12 protein-coding genes are annotated in these 12,419 nt (G+C 73.5%); 7 read left to right on the top strand and 5 right to left on the bottom strand.

The genetic code is table 11. The features are described 5' to 3' along the window. Nucleotides 1-56: 56 nt before the first annotated feature. The 3 genes from OHA65_RS21380 to OHA65_RS21370 form a co-directional block, all read right to left on the bottom strand. Entirely contained in the window at nt 57-674 is a 618-nt protein-coding gene (locus tag OHA65_RS21380; RefSeq protein WP_327284716.1) for a TetR family transcriptional regulator, read from the bottom strand. Continuing rightward, the gene (locus tag OHA65_RS21375; protein WP_327284715.1) at nt 671-1,507 is read right to left on the bottom strand and encodes a sugar phosphate isomerase/epimerase; all 837 of its coding nucleotides are present in this window, start codon (nt 1,505-1,507) and stop codon (nt 671-673) included. Before OHA65_RS21375 ends, OHA65_RS21380 begins: the two co-directional genes overlap by 4 nt. 298 nt (nt 1,508-1,805) lie before the next feature. After that, entirely contained in the window at nt 1,806-2,735 is a 930-nt protein-coding gene (locus tag OHA65_RS21370; protein WP_327284714.1) for a Ppx/GppA phosphatase family protein, read from the bottom strand. A gap of 63 nt (nt 2,736-2,798) precedes the next feature. On the opposite strand from OHA65_RS21370, the gene OHA65_RS21365 reads away from it, so the two are divergent. Continuing rightward, nucleotides 2,799-3,632 carry a hypothetical protein gene (locus tag OHA65_RS21365; RefSeq protein WP_327284713.1) on the top strand — a complete coding sequence of 278 codons (834 nt, stop codon included), beginning with the start codon at nt 2,799-2,801 and terminating at the stop codon, nt 3,630-3,632. A 25-nt stretch (nt 3,633-3,657) separates the two neighbouring features. On the opposite strand, the gene OHA65_RS21360 is transcribed toward OHA65_RS21365, so the two are convergent. Next, nucleotides 3,658-5,433, bottom strand: a complete 1,776-nt coding sequence (locus OHA65_RS21360) for a BACON domain-containing protein (RefSeq protein WP_405756426.1) — start codon at nt 5,431-5,433, stop codon at nt 3,658-3,660. Between the two features lie 197 nt (nt 5,434-5,630). Between OHA65_RS21360 and radA the strand changes: the two genes are divergently transcribed. Continuing rightward, nucleotides 5,631-7,034 carry a DNA repair protein RadA gene (gene radA / locus OHA65_RS21355; RefSeq protein WP_327284711.1) on the top strand — a complete coding sequence of 468 codons (1,404 nt, stop codon included), beginning with the start codon at nt 5,631-5,633 and terminating at the stop codon, nt 7,032-7,034. A 172-nt stretch (nt 7,035-7,206) separates the two neighbouring features. Further along, on the top strand, nt 7,207-8,331 hold the full coding sequence (disA, locus tag OHA65_RS21350; protein WP_327284710.1) for a DNA integrity scanning diadenylate cyclase DisA: 1,125 nt from the start codon (nt 7,207-7,209) through the stop codon (nt 8,329-8,331). Nucleotides 8,332-8,394: 63 nt separating this feature from the next. On the opposite strand, the gene OHA65_RS21345 is transcribed toward disA, so the two are convergent. Then, nucleotides 8,395-9,198 (bottom strand): hypothetical protein, encoded by an 804-nt coding sequence (locus OHA65_RS21345; RefSeq protein WP_405763425.1) that lies wholly within the window; start codon nt 9,196-9,198, stop codon nt 8,395-8,397. Nucleotides 9,199-9,367: 169 nt separating this feature from the next. Between OHA65_RS21345 and OHA65_RS21340 the strand changes: the two genes are divergently transcribed. The 4 genes from OHA65_RS21340 to OHA65_RS21325 all read left to right on the top strand — a co-directional run bounded on the left by OHA65_RS21340 (nt 9,368) and on the right by OHA65_RS21325 (nt 12,395). Then, nucleotides 9,368-9,982, top strand: coding sequence for a phosphatase PAP2 family protein (locus OHA65_RS21340; protein ID WP_327284709.1), 615 nt, complete (start codon nt 9,368-9,370; stop codon nt 9,980-9,982). A gap of 23 nt (nt 9,983-10,005) precedes the next feature. Then, nucleotides 10,006-10,971, top strand: coding sequence for an A/G-specific adenine glycosylase (locus OHA65_RS21335; protein WP_327284708.1), 966 nt, complete (start codon nt 10,006-10,008; stop codon nt 10,969-10,971). Between the two features lie 174 nt (nt 10,972-11,145). Then, entirely contained in the window at nt 11,146-11,718 is a 573-nt protein-coding gene (locus OHA65_RS21330; protein WP_030867865.1) for a SigE family RNA polymerase sigma factor, read from the top strand. A 38-nt stretch (nt 11,719-11,756) separates the two neighbouring features. Next, nucleotides 11,757-12,395: a hypothetical protein gene (locus OHA65_RS21325; RefSeq protein WP_329316403.1), complete on the top strand. Its 639-nt coding sequence runs from the start codon at nt 11,757-11,759 to the stop codon at nt 12,393-12,395. Nucleotides 12,396-12,419 lie beyond the last annotated feature (24 nt).

The following is a 12,419-nucleotide window of genomic DNA, read 5'->3' as shown; positions in this document are numbered from 1 at the left end:
GGCTACGCCCCCGGACCGTCATGCGGACACGTTGTCCGCATGACGGGACGGGGGGCTCAGTCCTCGGTCAGGTAGCGCTGCAGTGTGGGGGCCACCAGCGTGACGATGGCCTCCGGGTCCGCGGACGCGAGGGGCTCGATCCGGACCACGTACCGCAGGAGCGCGATGCCGATCATGTGGGAGGCGGCGAGCTCGGCGCGGAAGGTGGGGTCGGGGACGTCGAGGTCGGCCGCGACCCGCTCCAGGACCCGGCGCAGGATCAGCCGGCGCAGGACCGCCGCCGCGGCCTCGTGGGTGAGGGCGGAGCGGACGACGGCGAGGAGGGGGGCCCGGGAGGCCGGGTTCTCCCAGATGCCGAGGAAGTACCGGGCCAACCGTTCGCCGATGCCGTCGGGGCCCTCCCCCACGATCGCGGGGACGCCGAGGGCCGGCTCCATGGTGACCTCGATGGCGGCGGCGAACAGGTCGTCCTTGCTGCCGAAGTAGTGGTGCACCAGCGCCGGGTCCACGCCGGCCACCTTCGCGATGCCGCGGACGGACGTCTTGTCGTACCCGCGCTCCGCGAACACCTCGCGGGCGGCGAGGCGGATCCGCTCCTGGGTGCCGGGTCCGTCGTCGGCCTCGTCGTGGCGGGGACGGCCGGGGCCGCGGCGCGGCTTGGCGTGCTCAGTCACCGGCGGGGGGCCCTGACCGGGGCGGCGGTGGCACTCGCCGCGAGGTGGAGCCGGGTGAAGGCCAGCGCCTCGGCGAGGTCGGCCTCACGCTCTGCCGAGGACATCGCACGGCGGGTGTTGACCTCGATGACGACGTGCCCGTCGAAGGAAGCCCGGGCGAGCCGCTCCAGCAGCTCGGCGCAGGGCTGCGTACCGCGGCCGGGTACGAGGTGCTCGTCCTTCGCGGACCCGTTCCCGTCGGCGAGGTGCACGTGCGCGAGCCGGTCGCCCATCCGGTCGATCATCTCGGTGGCATCGGTCCGGGCCGTCGCGGTGTGCGACAGGTCGACCGTGAAGTGCCGGTAGTCGTCCTTGGTCACGTCCCACTCGGGGGCGTAGGCGAGCATTTCCCTGTCCCGGTAGCGCCAGGGGTACATGTTCTCCACGGCGAACCGCACATCGGTCTCGTCGGCCATCCGCCAGATTCCGCTGACGAAGTCCCGCGCGTACTGCCGCTGCCACCGGAACGGCGGGTGCACGACGACGGTGGACGCCCCGAGCCGCTCGGCCGCGGCCTGCGCCCGCTGCAGCTTGGTCCACGGATCGGTCGACCACACGCGCTGCGTGATCAGCAGACACGGCGCGTGCACGGCGAGTATCGGCACCTGGTACTGGTCCGACAGCCGCCGCAGCGCATCGACGTCCTGGCTCACCGGGTCGGTCCACACCATCACCTCGACGCCGTCGTAACCGAGGCGCGCGGCGATCTCGAAGGCGGTCGCCGTCGACTCCGGATAGACGGAGGCGGTGGAGAGGGCGACTTTCGCGGTCGGGATGCGGACTGGTTCTGCCACGGGGACAGAGTACGGGCCGACCCCCCTCCCCCGCCGTGACGATCACCACCCCGACCCGGCGCTGATGGCGGTTCGGCCGCCGCCCGGCTCCGGCTGGGCCCGCCCCGGCGCGGAACCGGCCTGCTCATGGGCCCCGGCCGGGCAGCCGGATCCCCCGGGACCGGGCCCGGCTGCGCTGATGGGGCCCTGCTCGCGCCGCTCGTGTCCGGCTGACCGTCCTTGGGGGGCTTCCCGACCGTCCTTGTTCAGTGGGGGGCCAAGGCCCCGCCCGGGCGCAGGGCTCGTACCGCCCCGCCCCCTACGACGGCAAGTGGTCCAGTCTGCGGAGGATGACGCCCTCGCGCAGGGCCCAGGGGCAGATTTCCAGGGTGTCCACGCCGAACAGGTCCATCGCGCCCTCGGCGACCAGGGCGCCCGCCAGCAGCTGGGCCGAGCGGCCTTCCGAAACGCCCGGGAGGGCGGAGCGCTGCGCGGTCGTCATCGCCGCGAGGCGCGGGACCCACTCCTCCAGGGACTTGCGGGTCAGGTCTCGCTGGACGTACAGCCCGTCGGCCGAGCGGGCCGCGCCCGCGATGCGGGCCAGCTGCCGGAAGGTCTTGGACGTGGCCACGACGTGGTCCGGGGCCCCGAACCTGCTGAACTCGCCGACGGTACGGGCGATCTGGGCCCGGGCGTGCCGGCGCAGGGCCCGTACGTCCGCCGGGTCCGGCGGGTCGCCCGGGAGCCAGCCGGTGGTGAGGCGGCCCGCGCCGAGCGGCAGCGAGACCGCCGCGTCGGGGTCCTCGTCGATGCCGTAGGCGATCTCCAGCGAGCCGCCGCCGATGTCGAGGACCAGCAGCTTGCCCGCGGACCAGCCGAACCAGCGGCGGGCGGCGAGGAAGGTCAGCCGCGCTTCGTCCTCGCCGCTGAGGATGGGCAGGTCGACGCCGGTCTCCTGCTTGACCCGCGCCAGGACCTCATCCGCGTTCGTGGCCTCCCGTACGGCGCTGGTCGCGAAGGGCAGCACGTCCTCGCAGCCCTTGTCCTCCGCGGCCTGCGCGGCTTCGCCGATCACCGACACGAGGCGCTCTATGCCCTCCGGGGTGACCGCTCCGCGCTCGTCGAGCAGCTCCGCCAGCCGCAGTTCCACCTTGTGCGAGTGCGCCGGCTGCGGGCGCGCGCCGGGGTGCGCGTCCACCACCAGCAGGTGGATCGTGTTCGAACCCACATCAAGGACACCGAGTCTCATGGGAGGAAACGCTACTGTGCGGCTGGAGTATGGGTGGAGTAAGGGGCGCTTAGGCTTGGGTTTGTGCCAAATACGAAGAAGGCCAACAAGTCCAAGACCGCCAAGCCGGCCAAGAAGGCCAAGCCCGCTCAGGCCAAGGCTCCGGTCGCCGGTGACGAGAAGGGGCTCGACTTCCCCCGGGCCTGGGTGGAGTTCCCCGACCCCGCCGATGCCGAGCAGGTCTTCCGCTGTGACCTGACCTGGCTGACCTCCCGCTGGACGTGCATCTTCGGCAGTGGCTGCCAGGGCATCCAGGCCGGGCGGGCCGACGACGGCTGCTGCACGCTCGGCGCGCACTTCTCCGACGAGGACGACGAGAAGCGGGTCGCCGAGCACGTGACGCGGCTGACCCCGGAGCTGTGGCAGTTCCACGACGTCGGCAGCGAGACCGGGTGGACGCAGCACGACGACGACGGGGAGAAGCAGACCCGCCGCTGGGACGGCGCGTGCATCTTCCTGAACCGGCCGGGGTTCCCCGCGGGGGCCGGCTGCTCGCTGCACATCCTGGCGATGCGCGAGGGGCGCGAGCCACTGGAGACGAAGCCGGACGTGTGCTGGCAGCTGCCGATCCGCCGGACGTACGAGTGGATCGACCGGCCCGACGACACCCGCGTGCTCCAGGTCTCGATCGGCGAGTACGACCGGCGCGGCTGGGGGCCGGGCGGGCACGACCTGCACTGGTGGTGCACGTCGGCGACGTCGGCGCACGGCGCCGGCGAGCCGGTGTACGTGTCGTACCGCGCCGAGCTGACCGAGCTGATGGGCAAGGAGGGGTACGAGGCCCTCGTGAAGCTGTGCGAGGCGCGGTTGTCCTCGCTGCTGCCGATGGCTCCGCACCCCGCCGACCCCGTCGGCTAGCCCCGTACGCCCTGCACGCGGTCGCTCACGGGGAACCCGTGGCCGGCGCGCTCGGATCCGTCGGTGGGGAAACCGTTCCTCCTGATGCGCTCGGCGTCGGTGTCGGCGTGGGCGCGGGGGGTTCCGTCGGCGTGGGAGTGGGCGTCGGGGGCGGCGTCGGGGTCGGGGGCGGCGGCGTCGGGTGCGCGGGTTCCGTCGGAGTGGGCGCCGGGCGGCCGCGGCCCTGGATCGAGACGACCGCGCCACCGGGGTCCACCCCGACGCGGGCGGACCAGGCGCCCACGGGCTGGGCCCCGGTGTCGACGGTGATCCAGAGGGTGACCGATTCCCCGGGGGACACCGTGCCCGCGGTGCGGCTGGCGCGCAGCCAGGGGGCGTCGGACCAGAGCTGCCAGTCCACCGGGGCCCCGCCGGACCCGGTGAGGGTGAGCACGGTGGTGCCCCCGTGCGAGGAGGCGGCGACGGAGAGCCGGCCGGGGTTCCCGGCCCGGTCGGGGGCGGGGGGCGGACCGGCGCTGATCACCTCGACGGAGACGTCCGGGGTGTCGGGGCCGGAGCTGCTCGTGGCGAAGCCGGGCTCGCCGGTGGTGTGGGCGGTGTTGCCGGCGTTCTCGTACGCGGGCAGCGGGCCGCCGCCGCGGCGCGGCGCGGCGATCTCGGACTCGCTCGCGGAGATCCGGGTGGCGTCGGCGCCGACGGGCTCGCCGGTGTGCGGTCCGCCGCGGTAGGCCGCCCAGAGCGCGATGACCGGGGCCGCCACGACGGTGGCGACGACGGTGGTGGTCACGACCCGGGCGCGCAGCCGGTCGCGGCGGGCGGCGCGGTCCCTGGGGTCCACGGGGAAGCCGGTGCGGTCGAAGCGCGGGCCGGCCGGTCGGCGTCGGCCCCGGCCGCTGCCGGAGCGGAGCATGGCCGCGCGGACGGCGGTGCGCGGCGCGGGGACCAGTGGGAGGGCGGCGTCGATGCCGCCGGTGCCGGGCCAGGGGGCGGCGGCGTTGACGCGTTCGGCGACGCGGCGGCAGCGCGGGCAGTCGTCGACGTGGCGGACGAGCTCGGCGCGCAGGGTGGTGGACAGCAGCACCTGTCCGTCGCCGGTGAGGCGGGATACGGAGGGGCAGCTGCCGGTCTCGACGACGGCGAGGGCGGCGCGGGTCCGCTCCACCTCGCAGGCGGCGCCGGCGAGCAGTTCCCGGGCGGTGGCGGGGGGCGTGCCGAGGACGGCGGCGAGTTCGGGGACGCCGAGGCGGTGGCGGACGGCGAGTTCGAGGGCTTCGCGCTGGGCGGGCGTGGTCCCGGCGGCCTCGGGCCAGGCGAGCCGGGCCAGCTCGGTGCGCCGGTACGCGCTGACGTCCAGAGCGCGGCGCACCTCCGGCGCGTGCTCGGCATCCGTGCGCTCCGGCGTGCGCCGGGTGGAATGCGCTCCCTGCCGGGGCCGCCGGTGCTCGGCCAGCCGCCGCAGGCAGCCCCAGCGGGCGAGGGCGTACAGCCAGGCCCGCCGGTCCCCCTCGCCGGGACATCGGCCGGGATGGCGCTCGGCGACGGCCAGGACCTCGGCAAGGACCTCGGTGGCGACGTCGTGGTCGCACAGGACCGAGAGGCAGTAGGTGAACAGGCCGTCCAGGTACGGCTCGTGCCGGAAGGGGGGCGGAGCCGACTGTTCTCCTTCGGGGCCTTCATCGCTGACGGGACCTCCGGGACCCTCGGGGCCCTTGTGGCCTCTGGGGCCCTCGGGAGGCGTGCGCCCGTGCGCCCGGTGTGCGCCGGTGCGCATGGCGGGGCTTTCCTGGTTGCGGCTGCTCACCCTGGCGAAGGTAGGCGGCACGCCGGTGACGGCCGTGAAGCCTTCAGCTGTTTTAGCCCTTACGGGTGAACAGATCGAACCTGTGCTGACTGCGGCCCTGACGCCGGGCACGGCAACGGGTGCGCGGGGCCGCGCACGCCCGCCCGGACCGTCCCGCGGGGCGGGCACTGTCACAGGGTCCGGATACCGTGGGCCGCATGGCTGCCCGTACATCTCGTTCATCCGCCAAGGACCGGCCGTCCTACCGCTGCTCCGAGTGCGGCTGGACGACCGCGAAATGGCTCGGCCGGTGCCCCGAGTGCCAGGCGTGGGGCACCGTGGAGGAGATGGGCGGCGCCCCCGCCGTACGGACGACCGCCGCCGGGCGGGTGTCGGCGCCCGCGCTCCCGATCGCGCAGGTCGACGGCCGGACGGCGACCGCCCGGAGCACGGGCGTGGACGAACTGGACCGCGTCCTCGGCGGCGGGCTCGTACCCGGCGCCGTGGTGCTGCTGGCCGGCGAGCCGGGCGTCGGGAAGTCGACGCTGCTGCTGGACGTCGCGGCGAAGGCGGCCAGCGACGCGCACCGCACGCTGTACGTCACGGGCGAGGAATCGGCGAGCCAGGTGCGGCTGCGGGCCGACCGGATCAACGCGCTGAACGACCACCTCTTCCTCGCCGCCGAAACCGACCTTTCCGCCGTACTGGGCCACCTCGACGCCGTACAGCCCTCGCTGCTGGTCCTGGACTCCGTACAGACCGTGGCCTCTCCCGAGATCGACGGCGCGCCCGGCGGAATGGCCCAGGTCCGCGAGGTGGCCGGAGCATTGATCCGCGCCTCCAAGGAGCGCGGGATGGCCACCCTGCTCGTCGGGCACGTCACCAAGGACGGGGCGATCGCCGGACCCCGCCTGTTGGAGCACCTGGTGGACGTCGTCCTCAGCTTCGAGGGCGACCGGCACGCACGGCTGCGCCTCGTGCGCGGCGTGAAGAACCGGTACGGGGCCACCGACGAGGTCGGCTGCTTCGAACTCCACGACGAGGGGATCACCGGGCTCGCGGACCCGAGCGGGCTGTTCCTGACCCGGCGCGCGGAGGCCGTGCCCGGAACCTGCCTGACGGTGACCCTGGAGGGCAAGCGTCCGCTGGTCGCCGAGGTGCAGGCGCTGACCGTGGACTCGCAGATCCCCTCGCCCCGGCGGACCACCTCGGGCCTGGAGACCTCGCGCGTCTCGATGATGCTGGCGGTGCTGGAGCAGCGCGGCCGGATCACCGCGCTCGGCAAGCGCGACATCTACTCCGCCACCGTGGGCGGGGTGAAGCTGACGGAGCCGGCCGCCGACCTGGCGATCGCGCTGGCGCTGGCCTCGGCGGCGAGCGACGTGCCGCTGCCGAAGAACCTGGTGGCGATCGGCGAGGTCGGCCTGGCGGGCGAGGTGCGGCGCGTGACCGGGGTGCAGCGACGGCTCGCCGAGGCGCACCGGCTCGGCTTCACGCACGCCCTGGTCCCGGCCGACCCCGGGAAGGTGCCGGCCGGGATGAAGGTCACGGAGGTCGCGGACATGGGCGACGCGCTGCGCGTCCTGCCGCGCGGCCGGTCGCGCGCGGCGGCCAAGGAGTAACGGCCGAGGAGTCACGGCCACCGGGAAGGAGTTGCTGGTGAGGGGCCCCGTGAGGGGCTCCCCGCGGGCGCTCCTGGCCAAGCCACGGCGGGCGCACAGCGCGCGCCGGTAGACTTTGTGCTGGTCCGCCCGGCCGTACGCAGGCGGCGCAACCCGCGACCGGAGGAGTGCAGTGGCAGCCAAGGACGGGGCAGCAGCATCCGGGAAGTCGGGCGCGAGCTCCAAGCAGGAGGCCATGATGCGCGCCTCGCTGAGCGCGGTCGCACCTGGTCAGCCCCTGCGCGACGGCCTGGAACGGATCGTCCGCGGCAACACCGGCGGCCTCATCGTGCTCGGGATGGACAAGTCCGTCGAGGCGATGTGCACGGGCGGTTTCGTGCTGGACGTGGAGTTCACCGCGACCCGGCTGCGCGAGCTGTGCAAGCTCGACGGCGCGCTCATCCTCGACAAGGACATCACCAAGATCCTGCGGGCCGGCGTGCAGCTGGTGCCGGACGCGTCGATCCCGACGGAGGAGACGGGCACCCGTCACCGCACCGCGGACCGCGTCTCGAAGCAGTGCGGGTTCCCCGTGGTGTCGGTGTCGCAGTCGATGCGGCTGATCGCGCTGTACGTGGACGGCGAGCGCCGGGTCCTGGAGGAGTCCGGGGCGATCCTGTCGCGGGCGAACCAGGCGCTGGCCACGCTGGAGCGGTACAAGCTGCGCCTCGACGAGGTCGCCGGGACGCTGTCCGCGTTGGAGATCGAGGACCTGGTCACGGTGCGCGACGTGACGGCGGTAGCCCAGCGGCTGGAAATGGTCCGCCGCATTGCCACGGAAATCGCTGAATACGTGGTCGAGCTGGGCACGGACGGGCGACTGCTGTCGCTCCAGCTGGACGAGCTGACGGTCGGCATCGAGCAGGAGCGGGAGCTGGTCATCCGGGACTACGTGCCGGAGCCGACCGCGAAGCGCTCCCGCACGGTGGAGGAGGCGCTGCCGGCGCTGGACGCGCTGACGCACCCGGAGCTGCTGGAGCTCGGCATCGTGGCGCGGGCGCTGGGGTACACGGGCTCGCCCGAGACCCTGGACTCGGCGGTGTCCCCGCGGGGCTACCGGCTGCTGGCGAAGGTTCCGCGGCTGCCGGGTGCCATCATCGAGCGGCTGGTGGAGCACTTCGGGGGCCTGCAGAAGCTGCTGGCGGCGTCGGTGGACGACCTGCAGACCGTGGACGGCGTGGGCGAGGCGCGGGCGCGGAGCGTCCGCGAGGGCCTATCGCGCCTGGCGGAGTCCTCGATCCTCGAACGCTACGTCTGACCCCGGGCCCCCGGCCCGGTCCGGCGGCCCGACCCGGCGCTGCCGGGCCCGGCCACCGCTCGGCTAGTCCTGCTTGAGGACGAACGAGGTCCGGGCCACCGGCATGCCCGGCGACTTGACCTCCACCACGTAGGTGTCCGCAGGCGCGCTCCCCGCCGGAGGCGTCTGGCACTGGTCGGCGGCGCTGAACTTCCTGTCCCACTCCAGCGACTGCTTCGTCTCGCCCTGCGCCGGCACCCGGAAGAACGCGTTGCCCGCGCCCGAGGGGCAGTCCGCCGAGGACCAGACGGCCTTGCTGGTGCTCGCCTGAAGGATGCTCAGGACCGCTTGCTTCGGGCCCAGGTCGACCTTGCAGGTCGTGCCGGAGACGTTGCGCGCGAGCAGTTCGAGGCGGGGCTTCTCGCTCGTCTCGTACTCGTTCTTCACGCTCTTGACCTCCCACTGCAGCCCGCTCGGGGCGCACGTGGGAAGTGGGGAGTCCGCCGGGACCTGGGCCGCCGCGCCGCCCGCGCCGCTACTGCCGGCGCTACTGCCGGCGCCACTGCCGCCGGCGCCCGCACCGGCTCCACCGGAACCCGCGCCGGTGCCCGGAGCGCCGCCCGGTTCACCGTTCTTGCCGGAGCCTCCGCCCGACTCCGCACGCCCGCCCGGCGCCTGACTGATCGCCGGCCCCGTCCCCGAGGGTCCCGGGGTGATCGAGGCGACGGGATCGGGTCCCTTCTCGCCCTTGCCGTTCGTACTCGTCTTCCCACCATCGGAACTGACGGTCCATACGGCGAGGAGCGCGAGGAGCGCGACGACGGACGCCAGCACGGCCCTCCGTCGCCAGTAGATGGAGGAGGGGAGCGGCCCGACCGGATTGCGCATAGATCCCACGGACGGAACTTTACGAGAGTCCGCGGCCCGATCCGCGCCCCACATGCCGCGCAACCGACTTGTTTTGCCGATGATCATCTCGGGGGCGGAGCCCGCACCATCGAGATTCGGCCAAGGGCCGGGTGTCAGGCTTGATCGCGTTTGAGTACGGTCGGTGACCATGGACACCTCCGGCCTGTACCGCGACATCACCGACTCCGCCCGTTCCGCACCCGGCTGGGTGCAGTCGGCGTTCGAGGCCTGGACCGAGTACGGGCTATTGCTCTTCGGTCTGCTCTTCATAGCCGTGTGGTGGCGCGCCCGAACCGCGGCCGGCGCGGGGCCCATCGCCTTGGCCGTCGTCGCGCCGCTCGCGACCGCCCTCGCGTACGTGGGCTCCGAGGTGGTGAAGTCCGCCGTGCACGAGGAGCGGCCGTGCCGGGCCGTGGCCGGTGCCGCGGCCTCGCTCGTCACCTGCCCGGCCCCCGGCGACTGGTCGTTCCCCAGCAACCACTCCGCCATCGCGGGGGCCGCCGCCGTCGCGCTGGCCTTCGCCGTACGCCGCCTCGCGCTGCTGACCGTCCCGCTGGCCCTGCTGATGGCCTTCTCCCGGGTCTTCGTCGGGGTGCACTACCCGCACGACGTGGTGGTGGGCCTGCTGCTCGGCGGTTCGCTCGCCGCGATCACCGTCCTGGTCCTCACCGCTCCGATCAGTACGATCACCACCGCCATGCGGGCGAGCGGGGGGCGCGCCGCTGTCTGGTTCAGCGGCCCGGGCCCCGCGCGGCAGCCCTGAAACGTGCCAGGATGCCGTCTGCCATGACTGCATCCACCAGCCCTTCCCCCGCCGCATCCGTCACCGCGTCCCCCGACGTGTCCCACGCGCTGCACTCCCCGGTCATCGCCTGGTTCGAGGAGCACGCCCGCGACCTGCCCTGGCGCCGCCCCGAGGCCGGCCCCTGGGGGGTCATGGTCAGCGAGTTCATGCTCCAGCAGACCCCGGTCAGCCGGGTCCTGCCCGTGTACGAGCAGTGGCTCGCGCGGTGGCCCCGCCCCGCCGACCTGGCCGCCGAGGCCCCCGGCGAGGCGGTCCGGGCCTGGGGGCGCCTCGGCTACCCCCGGCGGGCCCTGCGCCTGCACGGCGCGGCCGTCGCGATAACGGAGCGGCACGGCGGCGACGTACCGCAGGAGCACGCGCAGCTGCTCGCACTGCCCGGGATCGGCGAGTACACGGCGGCGGCCGTGGCCTCGTTCGCGTACGGGCAGCGGCATGCGGTGCTCGACACCAACGTGCGCCGGGTGTTCGCCCGCACCACGACCGGCGTCGAGTACCCGCCGAACGCCACCACAGCGGCCGAGCGGCGCCTGGCCCGGGCCCTGCTGCCCGAGGACGAGGGCACCGCGGCCCGCTGGGCGGCCGCCTCGATGGAGCTCGGCGCCCTGGTGTGCACGGCCAAGTCCCCGGACTGCGCGCGCTGCCCGGTGGCCGGGCTGTGCGCGTGGCGCCTGGCCGGGAAGCCGGCCCACGACGGGCCGCCGCGGCGCGGACAGACGTACGCGGGGACGGACCGGCAGGTGCGCGGCAAGCTCCTCGCGGTGCTGCGGGACGCGGTCGGACCGGTTCCGCAGTCCGTGCTCGACACCGTCTGGGACGAGCCCGTGCAGCGGGCGCGGGCGCTGGACGGGCTGGTCTCCGACGGGCTGGTCGAGCCGCTGGCCGCGGGGATGTACCGGCTGCCCCAGGGCACCGCCGCACGGCCGTCCGGGGACACCGACACAAACTGAGTCACAGATTCCGTTTATCTCGGCGAAACCCCAGCTCACGGCACTGTTACACAACCTATGGGTGTCCGTGCGCCCACCGAAGGCTGGCCCGCACAACCCCGTGACAACCCCTCCGTACCTTCGAATCCGTAGGGCGGACGAGCGGTTGGTTGGACGGGACGGAGGCGGTCTGAGATGGCGCACGGCGAGGTACTCGGATTCGAAGAGTACGTACGCACTCGGCAGGACGCGCTCCTGCGCAGTGCCCGGCGCCTGGTCCCGGACCCCACCGACGCCCAGGACCTCCTGCAGACCGCGCTGGTGCGCACGTACGGCCGCTGGGACGGCATCGCCGACAAGTCCCTGGCCGACGCCTACCTGCGCCGCGTCATGATCAACACCCGGACCGAGTGGTGGCGCGCCCGCAAGCTCGAAGAGGTCCCCACCGAACAGCTCCCGGACGCCTCCGTCGAGGACGGCACCGACCAGCGCGCCGACCGCGCCCTGTTGATGGACATCTTGAAGGTCCTCGCGCCCAAGCAGCGCAGCGTGGTCGTACTGCGACACTGGGAGCAGATGAGCACCGAGGAGACCGCCGCCGCGCTCGGAATGTCTGCGGGTACTGTGAAGAGCACCCTGCACCGCGCACTGGCCCGGCTCCGGCAGGAGCTGGAGAGCCGGGACCTGGACATGCGCGCGCTGGAGCGCGGTGACCACCGCGGTGACCACACCATCCGGTACGAGGGGCGTGAGCGGTGCGCGGCCTGAATGGCCAAAGCCTGAGCGGCAGGAGTTCGCTGGTGCTGATGTCGGCGGGGACGATCGTCCTCGTCGGCACTGTGCTGTTCGCGGCCGGTTGTTCCACCGGCGGCACCGGGCTGCGCGACGGCGGCCCTGCCCACACCGAGGCCGTGGGCAAGAGCGGCTCGCCGACGACCACCCCGCCGGACCACGTCCCGGCCACCACCGGCGCGTCCGGCAAGCCCGGCAAGAAGGTCGACCCCGTCGCACTGCTCCAGGCTGACCCGAAGGTCAGCGCCGCGGTCAAGCGGGACCTCAAGCCCTGCACGGGCAAGGAGTACCCGATCGACGTGAGCTACGGGAAGGTCACCGGCGGCGAGAGCGTCGACATCGTCGTCAACGTGCTGTCCTGCGCCGATGCGCTGGGGCGGGGCTCGTACGTGTACAGGGCGGCGGGCGGGACGTACGAGAATGTGTTCTCGGACGAGCAGCCGCCCGTCTACGCGGAGATCGACCGGGGCGACCTGGTCGTCACCAAGCCCGTCTACGGAAAGACCGATCCCCTCTCCTACCCGTCGGGCGAGGACGTGGTCACGTACCACTGGAACGGCGAGAAGTTCACGGAGCAGGACCGGGTGCACACCGACTACAGCAACGTCGACGGCGGGGCCCAGCCGGCACCCGCGATCACCCAGAAGAACTGACGGACCGAAGAACCGAGGCGAGGC

The sequence above is a fragment of the Streptomyces sp. NBC_00045 genome (genome assembly GCF_045041095.1).
Lineage (GTDB): Bacteria > Actinomycetota > Actinomycetes > Streptomycetales > Streptomycetaceae > Streptomyces.
This window is presented reverse-complemented; position numbering and strand designations above follow the sequence as displayed.